This window comes from Xenorhabdus mauleonii (assembly GCF_900113945.1).
In the GTDB taxonomy this organism is placed as follows: Bacteria; Pseudomonadota; Gammaproteobacteria; order Enterobacterales; family Enterobacteriaceae; genus Xenorhabdus; species Xenorhabdus mauleonii.
The window spans coordinates 36,564-57,103 of sequence record NZ_FORG01000022.1 but is presented as its reverse complement, the minus strand read 5'-3'; the positions used below and the strand labels follow the sequence as shown (position 1 = coordinate 57,103).

The window sequence follows — 20,540 nt, the reverse complement described above, 5'->3', positions numbered from 1 at the left end:
TCAATGGAATTAGTGTAATCTTGTGGATTAAGTTCCTCAGTTACAGTGGAATGGCAGCCAACCATCCAATACTTGTGCATTGAACTGCTCAGGGAAAATTTTATTATGCTGGAAGATCTTAGATCCTTCATTTCTGCTGCTAAAATAATGCAATTCATTCTCTTTAATATAAAAACTGCTTCCTTCACGTAACCCAATCACAATTTATTCTGAGTTAATAGCACAAAATTCTGCAACCTTCTCCTCATAAGCTTCCCCGTATACCCACTAATCTGGCCATCAATATAATGAGGATTAATCTGGGCAGAAAATAATGCTAAAGCCGGCATGTTCTCAGCATTACTGACAGGCGTACCATTAGTTGTCCTGATACTTGGAGTCGCCACATTACAGCCTGCTCATTTCTGCCCGTTCGCGGTGGAAAGCCCGAATAACAACATAGCCAATAAATACCACAGAGCGGATGCTGCGTCCTGCAAGCATAATTTTCAGGTGCCCTTTGGCATCTGCCAGCAATGGCTTATCATCGATGGAGCTTATCGTTACTCAACAAAAATATTTCCGTCTGGCTTTTCCTTTATGAATTATTAGATAAAATTATAATTACTACCTTGTTTTATGTATTTTTGTTCTATTTTCACCATAAAGTTTTCACCACAGAGTAATACATAAATGGTTGTTTAAAATAAATACCATGGTTATAAAAACATAATCTATGACCTCACATAACTTTTTAGCTTTATTGATGACCCGTCCGTACTGGTTTTGCTATGCTAAACATTCTAGATAATGGAGTTGGAATATTATGGGAAATTGGTATCTTCTTTACTGTAAACGCGGACAAATATCTCGGGCAATAGAGAACTTGGAAAGACAAGATGTGATTTGTCTGACACCTACAGCCAAAATTGAAAAAGTTATTCGGGGTAAGAGAACCACCGTTACTGAACCACTGTTTCCCAATTATCTTTTTGTAAATTTTGATCCTGAAGTTATTCACACAACCACCGTTAATTCAACGCGTGGTGTAAATTATTTTATTCGGTTCAGTACTTATCCTGCGATTGTTCCGCAAACTTTAATTGACGAGTTGATGTCTCTTACCGAACAAGAATACGTTGCGCCAGAAACGCCAGTTTCTGGTGATACAGTATTGATCACTGAGGGAATTTTTGAAGGAATTAGGGCAATTTACAACGAACCTGATGGTGAAACTCGTTCCATTATTTTACTGAATATTCTCAATAAAGAAGTTTCTAAGATATTGGATAACAAGCAATTCATCAAAGTTTAATCGAGAAACGGGCAATTTTGCCCGTTTCCCCTAAATCAAGACAATCAATATTGTTGCTCTTTCAACCACTGAGCTACGCGCTTGGCAAAATAAGTCAATACACCATCTGCCCCTGCTCGTTTGAAGCATAACAGTGATTCCATAATCGCTGGTTGCTCTTTTAACCAACCATTTTGAATCGCGGCCATGTGCATGGCGTACTCACCAGAAACCTGATAGGCGAATGTCGGCACACCGAAAGTATCTTTTACTCTGCGAATCACATCCAAGTATGGCATACCCGGTTTCACCATGACGCTATCGGCACCTTCTTGCAGATCCTGTGCAACTTCCTGCAATGCTTCATCACTGTTGGCAGGATCCATTTGATAGGTCATCTTATTGCCGCCTTTCAAATTGCCGCTGGAGCCGATTGCATCTCTGAATGGGCCATAATAACAAGACGCATATTTCGCCGCGTAAGACATAATTTGAGTATTAATGTGACCATCATTTTCGAGCTGCTCACGAATAGCGCCTATACGACCATCCATCATATCACTTGGAGCGACAATCTCAGCCCCTGCCTCAGCATGGGATAATGCCTGCTTGACCAAAATATCTCTAGTAATGTCATTGATAACATAGCCATCTTCATCAATAACACCATCCTGCCCATGAACAGTGAAAGGATCGAGAGCCACATCCGTCAAAAGACCTAATTCAGGCACAGCATCTTTCAGCGCACGAACCGAGCGTTGAATCAACCCATCGGGGTTATAGGCTTCTTTTGCATCCAAGGATTTTTTTGCTGCTTCAATAACTGGAAACAGAGACAAAACAGGAATACCCAGTCGGGCAATCTCTTCCGCTTCTTTCAGCAAAAGATCGATTGTCAGACGATACACTCCCGGCATTGAAGGGACTTCCTGGCGCTGATTAGTCCCTTCCATCACAAACACTGGATAGATAAGGTCATTAACAGTCAGTTGATTTTCCATAAATAAACGGCGGGAAAAATCATGGCGGCGCACACGGCGCATACGACGGCCGGGAACTGTTCCCGGAAATACATAGCTCATACTGCTCTCCTTATGTAAAACCCAGTGACAAGCACTGGGTTAAATAGCCATCATTTTGTTCTGTTTTAGCCAATAATATCAATTAGTTATAATTGGAACGAATAATTTAGAACAGATCATTTATCAAAACTGTCATCAGCATCACGATTTGATTCATTATCCGGATCACCTGATTTACGTTTACCCGATTTTCCAATGTAGAACTGGGCTAGCAAGATCCCCAACTCAAATAACAAATACATGGGAACAGCCAGCAACGTTTGTGAAAACACATCAGGCGGCGTGAGTAGCATTCCAACCACAAATGCCCCGACCAAAATATACGGGCGTTTTCTTTTCAGTGATTCTGGGCTGACCACACCGCCCCAACACAGCAAAATAATGGCAATAGGTACTTCGAATGAAATACCGAAAGCCATGAATAGCGCCATGACGAAACTTAGGTAATTGCTGATATCTGTCGAAATCACAACACCTTCGGGTACGGTATTGACGAAGAAGCCAAATGCGATGGGAAAAGCCACAAAATATGCAAATGCCATCCCCAAATAAAACAAGATACTGCTGGAAAACAGTAAAGGCATAATCAAGCGGCGTTCATGCCTATACAGTGCTGGTGCAATAAATGCCCATACCTGATAGAGGATCATGGGTACTGATGCAAAGATAGACACCATGATGGTCAATTTTATCGGTGTGAAGAAAGGAGAGGCGACATCTGTTGCAATCATATTTGCACCTTTTGGCAATTGTTCCATTAAAGGTGCAGCAATCAGTCGGTAAATGTCATTGGAAAAATAGACCAATGCCAAAAAAACCACCAACACAGTAATTAAGCTATTTAAAATCCGCTTACGCAGCTCAATCAGATGACTGATTAGAGGTTGGGTATTATCCACAGACATGTTTTAGTGTTCGCCATTTGCTTGTTCAGGAGATTGCTGTTTTTTCTGCCCTTGCTTCGGAGTTTCTTGTACTTGGGCTGCCTGTACTTGAGCAGATTGATTCTGAGTTGATTTACCTGAAGTGGACTGATTGGAGGATAATGAATTTGAAACCGATTGCTCAGACGCTTCCTGTTCTGAATGCGGATGATTTACTGACGATTGGGATACAGCAGAATGAAAATTAGCTTCATCTTCTTCCAGTTCCCCCATTTCATCAGGTTTCAGTTGATAGGTGTTTTTCAACGACTCAGCCGCTTCTTTCAACTCTTCCATCGATGCCTTCAGCTCTGGAGACAATGATTGCATGCCCGCCTTTTCTTCCATTTTTTTTAGGCTGTCCTGCAACTCTTGCAATTTCAACTCCTGAGCAAGTTCATTTTGGACATTAGCGGCCAGCGAGCGTAATGCCCGTATCCATCCCGCTACCGTTTTTACGGCAATAGGTAAACGTTCCGGCCCAAGAACAACCAAGCCAATAACCATTACCAACAACAGTTCACTAAAACCAATGTCAAACACGGTTTATACCTGCTCTTTGTTTTTGCTCTCTGGTTTTTCAGGCTGCTCAACTGTGGGTTTTTCAGCAATATTTGGGGTTTCGAAATCGGCATCATGGCTATTTTTTTCCGCCAGATCTGATTTCTCCGCTTTTTCATCATCATTCATTGCCTTTTTGAAGCCTTTGATTGATGCTCCCAAATCTGAACCCAAGGTACGCAGTTTATTTGTACCAAACAGCAATACAACAATGACAGCAATAATGAGTAATTGCCAAATACTTATACCACCCATACTGACCTACCTCTATTCATAAAAATATCACTAATGATTCCATTATAAGACACTAACTTGATGTTCGAAAATAATGCAATCATCACCAACACCACAATAGAACGAATCTCTGCTTATTTGTAACATTTGATCGTTAACTGCGTTTAAATGCAGTTAACGCCAACTGTTGTAATGACGTTCAAGCACTTCTATTTGCTTTCATTCCTACTTACTTTCATTTCTACTTACTGCTACTTACTGCTACTTACTTCTACTTACTACTACTTCTACTCGCTTCCCGTCAGCGTTTACTTAAATTACGCCAACCCAATACCCACGATACAATTCCGCCGCCCATTAAGCCATATGACAGAGGATTCTGCCCTATGATAAAAAACAGGCTGCCACAGATAAACAGCGTTGCGCCGACTCCGAGTAAATAAAGAGATTTACGTTGCCGAACCTGCTGTTCTTTGAATTGCTGTGATATTTGGTCAATACTGGCTTGCAACCGTCGGTGCTGTTGAAGTGTGCCATATACCAGTTCAGGAAGCTCCGGTAATTTTTCAGCCCAATAGGGCGCTTTTTCTTTGAAAGCACGCACAATGGCGGGCAACCCAACCTGATCATGCAGCCAATCTTCCAAAAATGGTTTTGCTGTTTTCCACAAATCAAGCTGCGGATAAAGCTGGCGCCCCAACCCTTCCACGTACAATAATGTTTTTTGCAGCAGAACCAACTGAGGTTGAACAGTCATATTAAAACGACGGGCGGTATTAAAAAGATTCAGCAGAACATGCCCAAATGAAATTTCAGCCAGCGGCTTTTCGAAAATAGGTTCACAAACCGTACGAATGGCAAATTCGAAATCTTCTACATTGGTATCTGCAGGAACCCAGCCAGAATCGACATGTAGTTCAGCTACTCGACGATAATCACGATTGAAGAACGCAATGAAGTTTTCAGCCAGATAACGTTTATCCTCTTTATTCAGAGAACCGACAATACCGTAATCAATGCCGATATAGGTTGGATCTTCCGGCTTTTCATAACTGACAAAAATATTACCGGGGTGCATATCTGCATGGAAAAAACTATCACGGAAAACTTGGGTGAAAAATACCTGAACACCACGTTCGGCCAACAGTTTCATGTTAGTGCCCTGAGCTTCCAAAGCTGAAATATCAGACACTGGAATGCCATGAATGCGCTCCATGACCAGTACATTTTCCCGGCAATAACTGGGATAAACTTCCGGTACATAAAGCATCTGGCTGTTTTCGAAATTTCTCCGCAATTGAATGGCATTTGCGGTTTCCCGCAATAAATTCAGCTCATCAAGCAAAGTCTTCTCATACTCATGCACCACTTCACGCGGGCGCAGGCGACGGCCATCCGGCAGCAAAGGCACCAAATTTGCCAGACGATACATTAACCGTACATCTGCTTTGATAACCGGCAAGATATCTGGGCGAATGACTTTCAGAACAACTTCTTTGCCATTCTCCTTCAAGCGGGCTGTATGTACCTGCGCAATAGAAGCGGAAGCCAGAGGCTGTAAATCAAAATCTTCAAACCACGTTTCCAGCGGCCCTTCCAATGCTTTTTCGATCGATTTCCGTGCCACTTCACCATCAAAGGATACAACTCGATCTTGCAACATGGAGAGCTGATCCGCTATTGCAGGCGGGAACAGATCTCGACGAGTGGAAAGCATTTGGCCAAACTTGATCCAAACTGGGCCGAGCTCTTGCAGCGCCAAACGCAGGCGTTCACCAAGAGGTTTATCCTTATGGCGATTGGGCATCCAGAACAGAAAATAGCGCCCAAAACGCAATGGCCATGTTAAGCGGATGTTCGGAATCAGCTCATCCAGCCCATAAGAAAGAAATACCCGGATGATAAAATAAAGTCGTTTTATTTCACTGGGAGTCATATTTCCCCTCCAGTGCTGCCAGACGTTTGTCCATTTGAGTAACATCATTGGCAATGGCATCGACTTCTTCGCTGAAATGAGCCCCTTCCAACGCACCAGGAGCCATTTTCCATTCTTCGGTCAATGACTCAAAGAAGTCATTTTTCTTCCTCGCAATGGTATTGCTGGCGAACTTAATGCCTTTCTTCATCATCCGACTGATGCTTTCTGCAGCAATGTCACCAATATAAGGAGAGAGATAGTAAGCAGGATCCCATTCCGACATATCCAGCAAAGCTGACCATTGCTGAATGACCTGCATATCCCCTTCAATGACAATTTCGCCACTGTTAATCAATGTTGAAAGACATTGGCGATCCCGCAACTTAAGCAATGCGGGCAATGTTGTTTTCATCGAACAATTGGCAGGCTCTGCATATTGGCTTAAAACATCGACTTGCCTCTCGCTGAAAAACAATACGAGTGGTGTTTTAATTTCTTTTAGTTCGATTGAGAGTGTTTTGCCCGCCAATCTTAAGCGGGCAGGTTTTAATACAGGTTCACGGTACAGCAAATGATTCAAGGTCGTTTCCAGAAAAGCCGCCAAAATCGGAAACAATACCTTGTGATTTAATGTCACTGAATCTGATACCGCTGGCTCCATGCCATGATTAGTTAAGGGATGGCTGGATAAAGGCTGGTTGGATAAAGACGTTTCCATTTCAGAATTTGAATCCTTTATGCAATGCAACAATTCCCCCGGTCATATTGCTGTAAGAGACCTGGTCAAAACCCGCAGCTTCCATCATGCTTTTTAAAGTTTCTTGATCTGGGTGCATACGAATGGATTCAGTCAGATAACGATAACTGTCCGCATCTTTGACAACCATCTGACCAATACGGGGAAGTATATGGAACGAATACGCGTCATAAACCTTGCTCAATGGAGCCAACATCGGTTTAGAAAACTCCAGCACCAACAAACGTCCACCGGGTTTAAGTACCCGACACATGGAACGCAAGGCTTTTTCTTTATCCGTAACATTACGCAGGCCAAAAGAGATAGTAATGCAGTCAAAATAGTTATCCGGGAAAGGCAGTTCTTCTGCATTGGCTTGAATATAGCTAACATTGCCCACGATGCCGATATCACGTAATTTTTCGCGCCCGACTTTCAGCATGGAATCGTTAATATCAGCCAGAACAACTTGCCCGTTCTCACCGACAATACGGGAAAATTTTGCGGTCAAGTCACCCGTTCCACCAGCCAGATCAAGTACTTTATGACCACGACGGACACCACTTGCCTCAATAGTAAAACGTTTCCAGATACGATGAATACCGAATGACATCAGATCATTCATCAGGTCATATTTTGCAGCGACAGAGTGGAATACCTCTGCCACCATGTCTTTTTTTGACTCTTTGGATACGGTGCGGAAACCAAAATCAGTGGTTTCTTTTGATTGATCTGCCATGTTACTTGTCCGCTTTTTATTCAAAAATTTATAGCAAGTGTACCAGTCTTTATAGTAAAACCCTATCCAGACTTCACTCATTCACCTGCAATGATTGGAAAGATTTATCAACTAATTGCGAGTCAATGGGGCGCTTTACATCTACCCCCAAATCGCGAAAACCTTCGGCCTGGCTAATCAGGTTGCCTCGCCCCTCAACCAATTTCTTCATTGCAAAATGATAACTCGCCTGTGCTTTATTGAGGCTTTGCCCCAACCCTTGCATATCATCCACAAACAATCGCATTTTGTCATACATTCTGGCAGCTTTCTCTGCAATCAAACTCGCATTTTGACTTTGATATTCATAACGCCAGAGATTATTGATAGTGCGCACAGCCACCAGCAACGTTGAAGGGCTCACAAGCATAATATTGTGTTTCAGAGCTTCATCCAGCAATTCAGGCGCTTGATTGAGCGCCACCAAATAAGCCGGCTCCACAGGAATAAACATTAATACGTAATCCAACGATCTCAAGCCGGGTAGTTGCTGATAATCTTTCCGACTCAATTCTCGAATATGCCTTTTAATCGAATTGATGTGCTCCTGTAATGCCTGTATTTGTTGATGTTCATCATCGCTGTTGAAATAACGTTCATAAGCAACCAATGACATTTTTGCATCAATAATGACATCTTTTCCCTGTGGCAAATGCACAATCACATCGGGCTGGAAACGCTCATTGTTTTCCGTTTTAATATTCACCTGTGTCTGGAATTCATACCCTTCTCGTAAACCGGATGCTTCCAGTACGCGAGCCAATACCATCTCCCCCCAATTCCCCTGCATTTTATTATCGCCTTTCAGGGCCTTTGTCAGATTAAACGCCTCTTTTGCCATCTGTGCATTAAGTTGTTGCAGATTGCGAATTTCATGGGTGAGGGTGTGACGCTCGCGGGCTTCTTGCCCAAAGCTATCTTGCACTTGACGACGGAACCCTTCCAGTTGTTCACGGAATGGTGTCAGAAGATGGTTGAGACTCTGGCGGCTATATTCGTCGGTACGACGTAGATTCTGCTCGAAAATACGGTTGGCGAGATTTTCAAATTGCGTATTCAGGCGCTGTTCGCTGTTAACTAATAAACGTTGCTTTTCCTCTGCCGCCAATCGGCTTTCTTCAAGCCGGGTGCTCAGTTCCCGCAGCTCAACTTCTTGTATGCCATTGACCTCGCGCTGAGCCAATAGTTCTTGGTTTAATTGCTCACATTCGTTGCGCCAATAATGCGCTTGTTCCAATTTTTCATGGCTGACAGCCAGTTGACTGTGCAACTCCCGCAGCTCCTGTTCTTTTTGTTGGATCCTCTGATGAATAAAAAGCCAGACGAAGATCCCCCCGCCCAGCATTCCACTTAAACTGCCAATCAGCATATATAACCACTGGATATCCACCAACACACCCTCGTTAACTTTTTTGATTCATCAGCCTCAATGTAAGTTAAATAGATGCTGTATAGATGTCCAGAGTATTTAATGTGTTTCTTTCAGTTTGCAAAGCTGCTCGCAATTACCCGATCCATTCTGCCAACCAACGCAAGCCAAACGCCCCCGGGGCTAAAATGCCAAATGCCCAAATTAGCGCAGAGGTAGCATTGGCGAGCTGAAAATGGCGTTTGGGCATGGCGCAAATGCCGGCCACCAACGGGACTGCGGCTCTCAGTGGGCCAAAAAAGCGCCCAATGAAAACGCCCCAGATCCCCCAACGCTCAAAAAACCGATGGCCGCGAACCAAAGTTTGGGGATGACGGGAAAGAGGCCACATCTTGCCGACATTTTCTTTGTAGTGAAAACCAAACCAGTAAGACAACCAATCACCAAAAAAGGCTCCTGCAGCAGCGGCTATCCATATTGGCCAGAAATTCAGACCGCTTTCACCAATCAATGCCCCCAATCCCAATAAAATAATTGTCGCAGGCAGCAACAGAGAGATAAAAGCCAGAGATTCACCAAAAGCCAGTAAGAAAATAATAGGGATCGCCCAGACTTCATGGTTTTTTACGAAATTGGTCACCAGTTCGTTGATTTCATGCAGGCTCAAATTAGTATTTCCTGTATTGTCGGTGTTTGCTATAGGTTAGCGCCGGGTGGATAAATCAAAGCTAACTGAATATTTTTATTCAAGAAAATATGCCTGTAGTTTTTCACGCGCAGCAATATCAAGCCCGATATCTTTTTCCAGCCAGATATCCACGCTGCCATAATGCTGGTTAATGCTGTTCATGGCGGTCAACAGGAATTCTTCCCGGACTGAGTAAACATACGCAAATTTTTCAACCACACTGTCACTCATGGTCTTTGCATATTCATTCAGTAAGTAATCTCGGTGTGGGGCCAACGTGACATTGGTCAGTAAATAGTCTTCCATCACCATGTCGAAATCAGCGCCCAATGCCAACAAAACCAAAGCTGAGCCGACTCCCGTTCTGTCTTTACCCACCGCACAATGTTGTACAATTCCGCCTTTTTCTGGCTGCAACAACAAGTTGGCTAATGTCTTATATGCATCATTATTAATTGGCAGTAAGTCATATAGGCGTGCCATAAACACTTTGGCATCAAATTGCTCCAAGATTTCCTTGTCTAATTGATCCAAATTAGCATTGACTTCTTTGGAGAGCGGATTCGCCGGCGCATGATGATAATGTGCGCCGTGCCAGATCTGATCGGGTTTATCCATGATTTCACAACTATCACGATAATCAATGATCTGGAAAAGATTTTGTTCCGCCAAAAATGATTGATCATCTTTTGTCAGCTTGTCCAAAGATCCGGAACGAAACAGTAGCCCTGACTTAATTTTGGCGCCGTTGCTTAGTCTCTTATTACCTAAGTCACGGAAATTAATGCCTCCATTCAAAGGAAGTAATGAAGGATGAGATAGAAGTGTTGTGGTCATAGTTACTCTTGTTGCGATTAAAATATACTTTTACCTTTCAACTTGCTGACTTCATTGGCAATAAATTAGGATTTATCAGTATATTAGTGAATTAAAACAAATGGTTAATAGATATTCAAAAACTCAATTGATAGTTGTGTGTGCTAACTCGTTGCTATCGCGACTTGCTGTTATATAAAAATTTGTTATTACAAATAACTATTAGCACATAACGTTATGACATTATCAGATTTTAAAATGAAAGGAAGAGGAGATATCATAAACAAGCAGCAGGGCCAGATATTTCTGGCCCTTGAAGAAAGGTATTACAGCAGGCGGCGGGCAGCCTCAACAACAATGCCCAATACATTATTTTCTGTTTTCTTCAGCAATTCAGTATCCGGGATTTCTTGTTGGGTACGGTTCACAATGACGCCAGCGACCATACCACTGCGCAGTCCTTGGCTTGAACACATCGTCAGCAATGTTGCTGATTCCATTTCGAAGTTCAACACCCCCATTTCCTGCCACTCTTTCATCGATCCTTGGAAACGGCGGACAACACGTCCGGAATAAGTGTCGTAGCGCTCTTGTCCTGGGTAGAAGGTATCAGAAGATGCTGTCACACCAACATGCGTGGTTGAACCGGATGCTTTCGCCGCTTCATAGAGTGCATTAGTACATTCAAAGTCAGCAACTGCCGGGAATTCCATTGGGGCAAAGTGCAAACTGGCGCCATCCAAGCGAACTGCGGCTGTAGTAACCAGTACATCACCCACATTAATGTGCGGCTGGATTGCCCCGGTTGTACCAATTCGCAGGAAAGTACGAATTCCCAGCTGTGCCAGCTCTTCCACGGCAATCGACGTTGAGGGGCCGCCAATACCTGTGGAACAAACGATGACCGCTTTTCCATCAATCTCAGCACGCCATGTTGTAAATTCACGGTGGGAAGCCAGATGTACAGGGTTATCCATCAATCTAGCAATTTTTGCAACACGATTAGGATCACCAGGTACAATTGCTAGAGTTGCGCCTTGCAGGTCACTTTTTGTGATACCTAAATGAAATACATCAGACATATCGGACTCCTCAACGAACATGATTCAAAATATATACTTAAATTTAGTGAATACTCTGACACTTTTAAGTGATCAAAATCACTCTTAATTAACCAAATAAAGAAACACTTACATATATTTGTGATTTGAATCACATATGCAAATGAAAACAATGTACTAAGTATAAAATTAAAACAAAAAGAATATGCCAATAGATGTCACAAAGACCATAAACGAAAAAGCGCCCTTTTCCAGAGCGCTTTTCCATCATCTGTGAGGTAGGATAAATTACATAATAAGATTGAGCAGCAATACGCCACACAACCCAATTCCCCACGCAATTGTTGTCGGAATTGACCAAACGATGATCTGTTGCCTTACATTTTTAATGCCCATCATTCGGTTAACTACCCAGAAAAAACAATCATTGAAGTAGCTGAAAAACAAAGTTCCCATCACCGCGGCCTGAGCCGCTACCAACATATTAATATCCGGTATTTGCTTGATAATGGGCGCTGAAATTGAAGCGGCAGTAATCATCGCTACTGTGCCGGAACCTTGGATGATCCGTATTAATGTCGCAATAATAAAAGGGATTAGCACAGGTGTTATAGGCAAACCAGCGATATATTGCGCCAATATCATCCCCGTCCCGCTTTCGTTTAACACCGCGCCCAACGCTCCTCCGGCCCCTGACACCAGCAGAATAATGCCTACGGTTTTTAACCCCTCTTCCAGATGTTCAGTCACTTCCTGTTTGCTTACTTTCGGCATTAAAGTATACACCGCCAGTAATACGCTGATTGATAAAGCAATAATCGGCGATCCAAGGAAATTAAAGCTCTGGAAGTAGAAATTATTTTCCTGTCCTGCAAACCCTTCGGTTTTCAACAGCATTCCGTTGATAACATTAATAAAAATTAGAGCAATTGGCACAACAATCGGCAAGAAAGACATAAACAGGCTCGGCAATGGCTTGCTGGCTTTTTCTTCCATATAACGCTGATGAATTTGCTGTAAGTTTTCTTCTGTATCAATAAGTTGATATTCAGGATATTTAGTCTCCAGCCATTTTGCATAAAGGGTCATGCCAATAACACACGGAATGGCTAATACCATACCCACCAGCATCATTGAGCCTATATTGACGCCGAATATCCCGGCAACGCCCAGCGGCCCCGGAGTGGGAGGAACAATGTGGTGAGTAACGACCAACCCTCCTGCCAGCGACACTCCCAAAGTCAAGACACTACGCTTGCCTTTCTTTGCCAGAGCCTTTACCAAAGGATAGAGGATCACAAAAGCAGAATTCACGAATATGGGAATACTGACAATATAACCGGTAATCGCCAAGGCCCATTCTTCACGCCTTTTACCCAGCCACTTTATCAAGCTATAGGCGATTTTTTCAGTTGCGCCGGAAACCTCCAGTATTCGTCCCATCATGCTCCCCAATCCAATCACGATGCCAATACTGCCCAATGTCGAACCAAACCCTTTGGAGATAACCTCAACGGTGTTGCTCAGTGTTAATCCTCCAGAGGTTCCAGCAATTATCGCAGCAATCAGCATGGCAAGCAGTACATGAACACGAGTGCGTAAGACCAGAAAAATCAGCGTAAATACCGCCACGCCCAATCCAATTATTGGAATGTAAAACTCCATCATAAAACCCTATTTCAATCTGTATTAAGCGATAAATGCACGAACAGCATCGTTGAATGAATAACTGATGGCTAAAAAAACCATGAATGATGACAATTTTCGCCGAAGTTTCCTTTCATAACTTCTTGAAACTATTTTTGCAAATAAGAATTTGCTCTTTGTTTTAAAAAACACTTTCAATGCATTGTTTAAAAAGGAATTATTTCAGTTATTGCTCTGGTAATCGCAATTTTCACTACATACAATGCTATTTAGATTTGCAATCGTGCAAAACGACAAAATCGTAACCAGATGAATGAAAGAAAGGAATAATCAGTTGAAGGGAATGAGTATTTTTGGGAAAGATCTGACTATTTGTTACCTTTTTGATCTTCACATAGATAACTTCACAAAAAAACGATGAATATCACATTCAAGATTTATATCCCATGAAAATAAATAAACTTAATTTATTGAATTAAATAAACTTTCAACATTAATGATGAGAAAAGAATTTCACACATCAGTGTGATGGCATAAGAAAAATTACTTAACCTGAAAATTCCTTCATTACCCAAAATCAGGCACATTTAAAATATTGTGCTACTGTAATAAATAAATCTGTTATTCATATTTATTTCATAGCACTTCTACTACTTTATTCCTGTAAATATACCTAAATAAGTGTTTTATCTGGTCAGGTCGATAAAACCTCAACAAGAGGGGGACGTTACGATGGGCTTTTTTGATCAAATCACCAATATGCTGAGCGGAGGAAAAAATCAACAGCTTCAGCACCTGATGGATTGGGTTGAAGGTCAGGGAGGAATAAGTGGGTTAGTTGAAAAATTTTCCCAACAAGGTCTGGATGGTACGATCCATTCGTGGATTGGCTCTGGTGAAAATTTACCAATTCATGCAGATCAGATCTCTTCTATTTTCGGTTCTTCTACTATCCAACAATTAGCAGAAAAAATCGGCATTGACCCCAATGAAGTCTCATCCTTAATTTCCCAGCATTTACCTAATTTAGTTGATAAAGTCACGCCAGATGGTGAAGTTCCAGAAAATCTGGATTTAAAATCCGTTGGCATGAATTTGCTGAAGAATAAGCTGCTGGGGAAATAATCTATTTTGCCCGCCACATTGCCACATTTCATGGTTGTGACGGGCACTCTTTCTTACTTATCCGGTTCCGCGCTAGTTATTCACTGAGGAACGCAGGCGTTTTGCTGCTTCTACCATGTTCGCCAGTGATTGTCGGGTTTCTACCCAGCCACGTGTCTTCAGGCCACAATCCGGGTTTACCCACAAGCGTTCAACGGGAATGCGATCTGACGCTTTACGCAGTAATGCTTCAATCCATTCAACACTCGGCACGTTTGGTGAGTGGATATCATATACTCCCGGCCCAATTTCATTCGGATAGGAGAAGTTTTCAAATGAATCCAGCAATTCCATATCCGAGCGAGAAGTTTCAATGGTTATCACGTCCGCATCCAACGCTGCAATGGACGGCATGATGTCATTGAACTCGCAATAACACATATGGGTGTGAATCTGTGTGTCGTCATCCGCTATTGCTGCACTGAGTTTAAACGCGTCCACAGCCCAATCCAGATATGCTTGCCACTCTTCTCTGCGCAGTGGCAATCCTTCACGCAATGCCGGTTCATCAATCTGAATGATGCCAATGCCTGCTTTTTGCAAATCATCAACTTCATCACGCAAGGCCAGTGCAATTTGTTTCGCTATGGTTTCGCGGCTGACGTCTTCCCTTGGGAATGACCAACAGAGAATAGTAACAGGCCCTGTCAACATTCCTTTCACTGGTTTTTCCGTCAGAGATTGTGCATATGTTGCCCAATTTACGGTAATCGCTTCCGGACGGCTGATATCACCAATAATCACAGGTGGTTTCACGCAACGGGAACCGTAGCTTTGTACCCAGCCATTTTGAGTGAAAACATAGCCATCAAAATGCTCACCAAAATATTCCACCATGTCATTGCGTTCAGCTTCGCCATGTACCAAGACATCCAACCCTAAATGTTCCTGTTCTTGGATAGCCTGCTTGATATGCTCGCTGATATTGGTACGGTAATTCGTACTGTCTACACGGCCTTTCTTGAAATCGAGGCGTAGGCCACGAATTTCTGTTGTTTGCGGGAATGAGCCAATCGTTGTTGTCGGCCACAATGGCAAGTTGTAACGCTGACGCTGAAGTTTGGCTCGTTCAGGATATTTCTGATTACGCTCACTGTCTTGTGGCTTAATTGCGGCAATTCGTTCTGCAACTGTCGGATTATTAACCCTGCTTGAGCTACGACGAGCACGAATTGGAGCACTATAGGCATCAAGCTCTGCCTGTTTGCTGCCTTCTTCCGCATTCAGTGCTTGTGATAGCAGAGAGAGTTCCGAACATTTCTGCAATGCGAATGCAAACCAGCTTTTCACTTCTTCATCCAGTTCGCTTTCATCATTCAGATCGATCGGGCTATGCAGCAGTGAACAGGAAGAGCCGACCCATATTTCCCTCTTATTTACCAGTGGTGCGATAAGTTGGTATTTCTCACTCAAATCCGCTCGCCAAACGTTGCGGCCATTAATGACTCCCAGTGAAAGCAACCAATTTTCTGGCAGTAATTTATTCAAACTATCAAGAGAGTCCTGCCCTGCGACCAAATCAACATGTAATCCCTGTACCGGCAATGATTTGATTGTATCTAGATTATGGCCGATGCTGTCGAAATAGGTTGTCAGCAGCAATTTCACCTGTCCTTCAAGGGCCTGATAAGCCGTTGGGAAAGCGGCAAGCCACTCTTCTGGTAATTCCAGCACCAAAGCAGGTTCATCTATCTGCACCCATTCAATGCCCCGTTTTGCCAATTCAGCCAATATTTGCTGATAAACCGGGAGAATATCCGCCAATAAGGACAGGCGATCAAAAGCCTTACCTTTTACTTTGCCCAGCCACAAATAAGTCACTGGCCCTAAAAGCACTGGCTTTATTTTATGTCCCAACGCCAGCGCTTCGTCCACTTCATCCAGCAACTGAGTCCAACCCAGTTTAAATACCTGCCCTTCCTGAAATTCAGGCACGATATAGTGATAATTCGTGTTGAACCATTTGGTCATTTCCGAAGCAGCAGCTGGTGTGCCTGTTGGTGCTCTGCCACGGGCAATACGAAATAGAGTATCCAGATCGATATTGCCATCTTCATTTTGGTGGCGCGGAGGAACGTTGCCCAATAACAAACTTGTGGTCAATACTTGGTCATACCATGCAAAATCACCAACGGGGACTAAATCAACGCCCGCTTCTTTTTGTTGTTGCCAGTGACGGGCGCGTAATTCACGGCCTGTTTCCAGCAATTCCTGTTGAGAAATTTTGCTTGCCCAATAATTTTCTTGCGCCTTTTTTAGCTCTCTTTTCAAGCCAATACGTGGAAAACCCAATGTATGATTCAAAACTGTCATGTCGTCACCCGTGAAATTTTAGCCGTCTAGATGTTTACACTTCTATAATCTGCATGTAGTGTATAAACCACAAGCGCAAATTATTCATAATCATCTTGAAGGTTTTTCATGATCGAAATAAAACACTTAAAAACACTACAGGCATTGAATCATTGCGGCTCATTAGCAGCGGCAGCAAATTACCTGCATCAAACGCAATCCGCCCTTTCCCATCAATTCAGTGAGTTGGAACATCGGCTGGGATTTAAGCTATTTATTCGTAAAAGTCAGCCCCTGCGGTTAACTTCTCAAGGTGAAATATTATTAAAGCTGGCGAATCAAGTATTGCCTCTGATTACTGCCTCTTTGCGTGAATGCAATGAACCTGAAGAGACGAATTTACGTATTGCCATTGAATGCCATAGCTGTATCCAATGGCTAACCCCTGCCCTTAAAAATTTCCGTGACAGGTGGCCCCAGGTTAACGTGGATTTTAAATCTGGCGTGACGTTTGATCCTCAACCTGAGCTGCAACAACGGGAATTAGATATTGTGCTGACATCAGACATTATTTCAGACAGCAATCTTCACTATACGCCTCTGTTTGATTACGAAGTGAAGCTAGTCATTGCGCCGGATCATCCATTGGCAAATAAACGGGATATTTACCCACAAGATCTGGCTGCCGAAACTTTGCTTATTTACCCTGTTCAGAAGCAACGTTTTGATATTTGGCGACGTTTTCTCCAGCCTGCGAATGTGATCCCGACATTGAAAACGGTCGATAATACTCTGCTGTTGATCCAAATGGTGGCAGCGCGTCTGGGCATTGCAGCATTGCCTCATTGGGCGGTAGAGACATTTGAAAGGCAAGGATTGGTAGTAACTCAAACGCTGGGAGAGGGATTGTGGAGCAGATTGTACGCCGCCTGCCGGGAAGGAGAACAGCGCCAACCTGCCATTGATGCGTTTATTTGTTCTGCCCGTCAACACGCGGTGGATAACTTGCCTTTTGTGAAGCGGGTTTCCTCAATATCCAACGGTGGTGCACCCAAAGTGATGCAACAATCAGGCTGCTTCCAATGCTGAAGCTCAACCAAGCAGGATGCTGTTGCCAAATCGCAAAATTGACCAGCAACCCCGCCGGAACCAGCATATTATTCATAATTGCCAGTGTTCCGGTGTCTACTTGGGTTGCGCCATAATTCCACATAAAATAACCAATGCCTGAAGCCCCTACTCCTAACCAAATCAGGACTCCCCACTGTACTTGTGTTGTCGGCATTTTTTGCGGATCGCCAAACATCAGCCAACCGAGCAGGGCAACAATGCAGGCTCCCAGATAAAACCATGAAAATGCCATACGCTGCGGGATTGGGTGGAGTTCCATCAGACGCTTGTAACCGACCTGACCTACCGCAAAGAAAATATTTGCCAATTGCACCAATATCAAGCCAATCCAAAAGGATTCACTCAACCGATCGTAACGGATGATTGCCGCCCCCGCTACTGCCAGCAAAGAGCTTAATGCGTAGCCCCAACGCAAACGCTGACGCCCCATCAAGTCATAAATCAAGGTGACATAGAGCGGTGTCATAATGGTAAACAGCAAAAACTCTGCCACAGTCAGATAGTGATAAGCATGAAATACGAACAAATACATCACACCAAGCTGACAAGCACCGACAGCCATGTACAGCAGGATGACTTTCAATGATAAGCCACGCCAGCGCAGGAATGGCAAAAATACCAAAGCAGCCAAAGCAACCCTGACAAGAACAGAGAACCAACTATCAACCTGACCGGCAAGATAAACACCGATCAGGCTGAAAGAAGCGGCCCACAAAAAAGTTGTGATAGTTAACAGCCACATAATTTATTGATTTTTACCCGCCAACAGTGCTTCAAGCAAATCAAGATCGTGCAACAACGTTTGCAACGTTTCATTGCTGATTTTACGGGTTGCACGCAAGTGATACAGCTCTCCTCGCTCCGCTCTTAATGCCGTCAAACGGAAACGGCGCTCTAAATCCTCGACCATAAGGTTATGCTCGATTTCGTCCGCCCCCGCAGTACGACGCCGCAAATATCCGGTGACACGGGAGGCGATTTCGCTAATGACCTCAGCATCCAGCTTTTCTTCTGTGCTGGCGGACAAACGCTCCTCCATCTTATTCATACTGACAATTGCCACTTCCGCCATTGCTGATTTCGCCATTCTGATCTCATTCAGATCTTCCAGCTTATCGCCGACTTTCATGCCACGCAGCAACAACGGCAGGGCAATAACACCCACAAACAGAGAGAGTAGAATTACGCCTGCTGAGATAAAAATCAACTGATAACGTGCCGGGAATGCCGCGCCATCCGGCAAGAATAGTGGTACAGAAAGCGCACCCGCCAGCGTAATTGCCCCACGGACACCCGCAAACGAAGCCAGCCATAATTCACGGGTTGTATAGGATGTAAATTCCAGTGGTTTTTTCTTCATGAATACTTTGCTGATATTTTTCATCAGCCATAACCAGAGGAATCGAAGCAATACCAGCGCTCCGTAAATAATGCCTACAGCCGCGAACAGCATCCAAGTTTCAACTTCCGGATCAAGTTCAGCCTGAGCTACAGACGTTTCCCAGATACCCGGCAATTGCAGCCCCAGCATGATGAATACCAGGCCGTTGAAAACAAAGGCCAGCATTCCCCAGACATTATCAGCACGCAGACGCATATCCAGCGGCGCGTTGCGGATCACTCCCGCTTTACTGATGGTCATGCCCGCAGCCACTGCGGCCAAAATACCGGACACTCCAATATGTTCAGCAATCATGTAAGAAGCGAATGGCAATAGCATCATGAACATGATCTGAGTCGCAGGATCGTCCCCGCTCCAACGGCTCATCAATCGCAATGATTTACTGTACAACCATGTAACGGCAATACCAGATAACAAGCCACCAATTGCAACTTTGAAAAACTCCACGGTTGCACCAGTGACAGTAAAGACCATCGTTCCCATGGCAATTGCCACGGCAAATTTCAGCGCTACCAGACCAGAAGCATCGTTCATCAATGCCTCACCTTCCAGTACGCTCATCATATTTTTAGGAATGCGCCCTTTCCCAACAATTGATGACAACGCAACCGCATCGGTTGGAGATAACACTGCCGCCAGAGCAAAAGCCCCAATGAGCGGAATGCTCGGCATCATCCAGTATATTAAATAACCAATACCGACAACCGTCACCAATACTAATACTAAAACGAGGATGAAAATTTCACGCCCATGCTGAAAAAATTCTCTGGTCGGTGTTTTCCAACCATCAACAAACAACAAAGGAGGGATAAGTAAAACGAGGAATAATTCAGGATCGAAAGTAACGTGTAAACCAAAATGAGGCCAGGCCAGCAACGCCCCCATTGCTATTTGCACTATCGGCAAGGGGACACGGAACGGGATCATTTTAGTAAGAACACCAGAAACTGACACCACCAAAATCAAGATCAAGATAGTAAAGAATATTTCCATGTTACCCTTACAAATTGCCAAAAATCCGTCGGTGAAAAGATTGTGACTCTTTTTTACCTTTAATAACAGCGCTAATAACCACAATTATTACAGTTATTAAAGAAAATCAAAAAACAATCACATTGAGAATCAAGGAACAGCAACCCATTTATCTATTTTATACATATCAGCAGGGAAATGTTGAAAAATTAGCACATTTTGTAATGCATCAACCTAACGAAGAGATGCTTTACTAAACACTCAGAGAATGGATGGTTAAGATCTTAAAATGCGTTTTTCTGCCTGCGATGATGGGATTGAAGGAGAGCACGAAAAAACAGCCACCCGATGAATTCTTCCCTGCCTTTCCACCCCATAAAAAATTACTTTTATTTCAATTGATTAATTAAAAAAATAAAGAGGTGATTATTTTTTATTATGGCAGTTAGCATAAAAGATAGAGCGAAACACTCCACTAACCAACAAGATAGAG

20 protein-coding genes are annotated in these 20,540 nt (G+C 43.4%); 4 read left to right on the top strand and 16 right to left on the bottom strand.

What is annotated here, in order from left to right; genetic code table 11:
• Positions 1 to 197: 197 nt before the first annotated feature.
• A complete protein-coding gene (locus BM100_RS24100) occupies positions 198 to 386 on the bottom strand; it encodes a Type 1 glutamine amidotransferase-like domain-containing protein (RefSeq protein WP_420855330.1) in 189 nt (62 codons plus the stop codon).
• Between BM100_RS24100 and BM100_RS23175 the strand changes: the two genes are divergently transcribed.
• Entirely contained in the window at positions 328 to 591 is a 264-nt protein-coding gene (locus tag BM100_RS23175; protein ID WP_169924751.1) for a hypothetical protein, read from the top strand. The genes BM100_RS24100 and BM100_RS23175 overlap by 59 nt on opposite strands.
• Positions 592 to 805: 214 nt before the next feature.
• Complete coding sequence (gene rfaH, locus BM100_RS17315) at positions 806 to 1,294, top strand: transcription/translation regulatory transformer protein RfaH (RefSeq protein ID WP_092513216.1); 489 nt, start codon at positions 806 to 808, stop codon at positions 1,292 to 1,294.
• A 44-nt stretch (positions 1,295 to 1,338) separates the two neighbouring features.
• On the opposite strand, the gene hemB is transcribed toward rfaH, so the two are convergent.
• The 12 genes from hemB to BM100_RS17255 all read right to left on the bottom strand — a co-directional run bounded on the left by hemB (position 1,339) and on the right by BM100_RS17255 (position 13,104).
• A complete protein-coding gene (hemB, locus tag BM100_RS17310; RefSeq protein ID WP_092513214.1) occupies positions 1,339 to 2,355 on the bottom strand; it encodes a porphobilinogen synthase in 1,017 nt (338 codons plus the stop codon).
• Between the two features lie 116 nt (positions 2,356 to 2,471).
• Entirely contained in the window at positions 2,472 to 3,260 is a 789-nt protein-coding gene (tatC, locus tag BM100_RS17305) for a Sec-independent protein translocase subunit TatC (protein WP_092513212.1), read from the bottom strand.
• A gap of 3 nt (positions 3,261 to 3,263) precedes the next feature.
• Positions 3,264 to 3,821, bottom strand: coding sequence for a Sec-independent protein translocase protein TatB (gene tatB / locus BM100_RS17300; protein ID WP_092513210.1), 558 nt, complete (start codon positions 3,819 to 3,821; stop codon positions 3,264 to 3,266).
• A gap of 3 nt (positions 3,822 to 3,824) precedes the next feature.
• Positions 3,825 to 4,094 (bottom strand): twin-arginine translocase subunit TatE, encoded by a 270-nt coding sequence (gene tatE / locus BM100_RS17295; protein ID WP_092513208.1) that lies wholly within the window; start codon positions 4,092 to 4,094, stop codon positions 3,825 to 3,827.
• 280 nt (positions 4,095 to 4,374) lie between these two features.
• Positions 4,375 to 6,009, bottom strand: a complete 1,635-nt coding sequence (gene ubiB, locus BM100_RS17290) for a ubiquinone biosynthesis regulatory protein kinase UbiB (RefSeq protein WP_092513206.1) — start codon at positions 6,007 to 6,009, stop codon at positions 4,375 to 4,377.
• The gene (locus BM100_RS17285; protein ID WP_092513238.1) at positions 5,996 to 6,652 is read right to left on the bottom strand and encodes a ubiquinone biosynthesis accessory factor UbiJ; all 657 of its coding nucleotides are present in this window, start codon (positions 6,650 to 6,652) and stop codon (positions 5,996 to 5,998) included. Before BM100_RS17285 ends, ubiB begins: the two co-directional genes overlap by 14 nt.
• Before the next feature lie 58 nt (positions 6,653 to 6,710).
• Entirely contained in the window at positions 6,711 to 7,466 is a 756-nt protein-coding gene (gene ubiE, locus BM100_RS17280; protein ID WP_092513236.1) for a bifunctional demethylmenaquinone methyltransferase/2-methoxy-6-polyprenyl-1,4-benzoquinol methylase UbiE, read from the bottom strand.
• A gap of 73 nt (positions 7,467 to 7,539) precedes the next feature.
• The gene (gene rmuC, locus BM100_RS17275) at positions 7,540 to 8,850 is read right to left on the bottom strand and encodes a DNA recombination protein RmuC (RefSeq protein ID WP_244590686.1); all 1,311 of its coding nucleotides are present in this window, start codon (positions 8,848 to 8,850) and stop codon (positions 7,540 to 7,542) included.
• 160 nt (positions 8,851 to 9,010) lie between these two features.
• Entirely contained in the window at positions 9,011 to 9,541 is a 531-nt protein-coding gene (locus BM100_RS17270) for a DedA family protein (protein WP_092513202.1), read from the bottom strand.
• 75 nt (positions 9,542 to 9,616) lie between these two features.
• Positions 9,617 to 10,399: a tyrosine-protein phosphatase gene (locus BM100_RS17265; protein WP_092513200.1), complete on the bottom strand. Its 783-nt coding sequence runs from the start codon at positions 10,397 to 10,399 to the stop codon at positions 9,617 to 9,619.
• A 305-nt stretch (positions 10,400 to 10,704) separates the two neighbouring features.
• Positions 10,705 to 11,460, bottom strand: coding sequence for a uridine phosphorylase (gene udp / locus BM100_RS17260; RefSeq protein WP_092513198.1), 756 nt, complete (start codon positions 11,458 to 11,460; stop codon positions 10,705 to 10,707).
• Positions 11,461 to 11,727: 267 nt separating this feature from the next.
• Entirely contained in the window at positions 11,728 to 13,104 is a 1,377-nt protein-coding gene (locus BM100_RS17255) for a GntP family permease (RefSeq protein ID WP_092513196.1), read from the bottom strand.
• Between the two features lie 714 nt (positions 13,105 to 13,818).
• Between BM100_RS17255 and BM100_RS17250 the strand changes: the two genes are divergently transcribed.
• Positions 13,819 to 14,211: a YidB family protein gene (locus BM100_RS17250; protein ID WP_092513194.1), complete on the top strand. Its 393-nt coding sequence runs from the start codon at positions 13,819 to 13,821 to the stop codon at positions 14,209 to 14,211.
• Positions 14,212 to 14,283: 72 nt separating this feature from the next.
• On the opposite strand, the gene metE is transcribed toward BM100_RS17250, so the two are convergent.
• The gene (gene metE, locus BM100_RS17245; RefSeq protein WP_092513192.1) at positions 14,284 to 16,563 is read right to left on the bottom strand and encodes a 5-methyltetrahydropteroyltriglutamate--homocysteine S-methyltransferase; all 2,280 of its coding nucleotides are present in this window, start codon (positions 16,561 to 16,563) and stop codon (positions 14,284 to 14,286) included.
• 108 nt (positions 16,564 to 16,671) lie between these two features.
• On the opposite strand from metE, the gene metR reads away from it, so the two are divergent.
• Positions 16,672 to 17,631, top strand: a complete 960-nt coding sequence (gene metR, locus BM100_RS17240; RefSeq protein WP_092513190.1) for an HTH-type transcriptional regulator MetR — start codon at positions 16,672 to 16,674, stop codon at positions 17,629 to 17,631.
• On the opposite strand, the gene BM100_RS17235 is transcribed toward metR, so the two are convergent.
• Both BM100_RS17235 and BM100_RS17230 read right to left on the bottom strand, forming a co-directional pair.
• A complete protein-coding gene (locus BM100_RS17235) occupies positions 17,513 to 18,415 on the bottom strand; it encodes a carboxylate/amino acid/amine transporter (RefSeq protein WP_139216988.1) in 903 nt (300 codons plus the stop codon). The genes metR and BM100_RS17235 overlap by 119 nt on opposite strands.
• A gap of 3 nt (positions 18,416 to 18,418) precedes the next feature.
• Positions 18,419 to 20,068: a Na+/H+ antiporter gene (locus BM100_RS17230; protein ID WP_092513188.1), complete on the bottom strand. Its 1,650-nt coding sequence runs from the start codon at positions 20,066 to 20,068 to the stop codon at positions 18,419 to 18,421.
• Between the last annotated feature and the right edge of the window lie 472 nt (positions 20,069 to 20,540).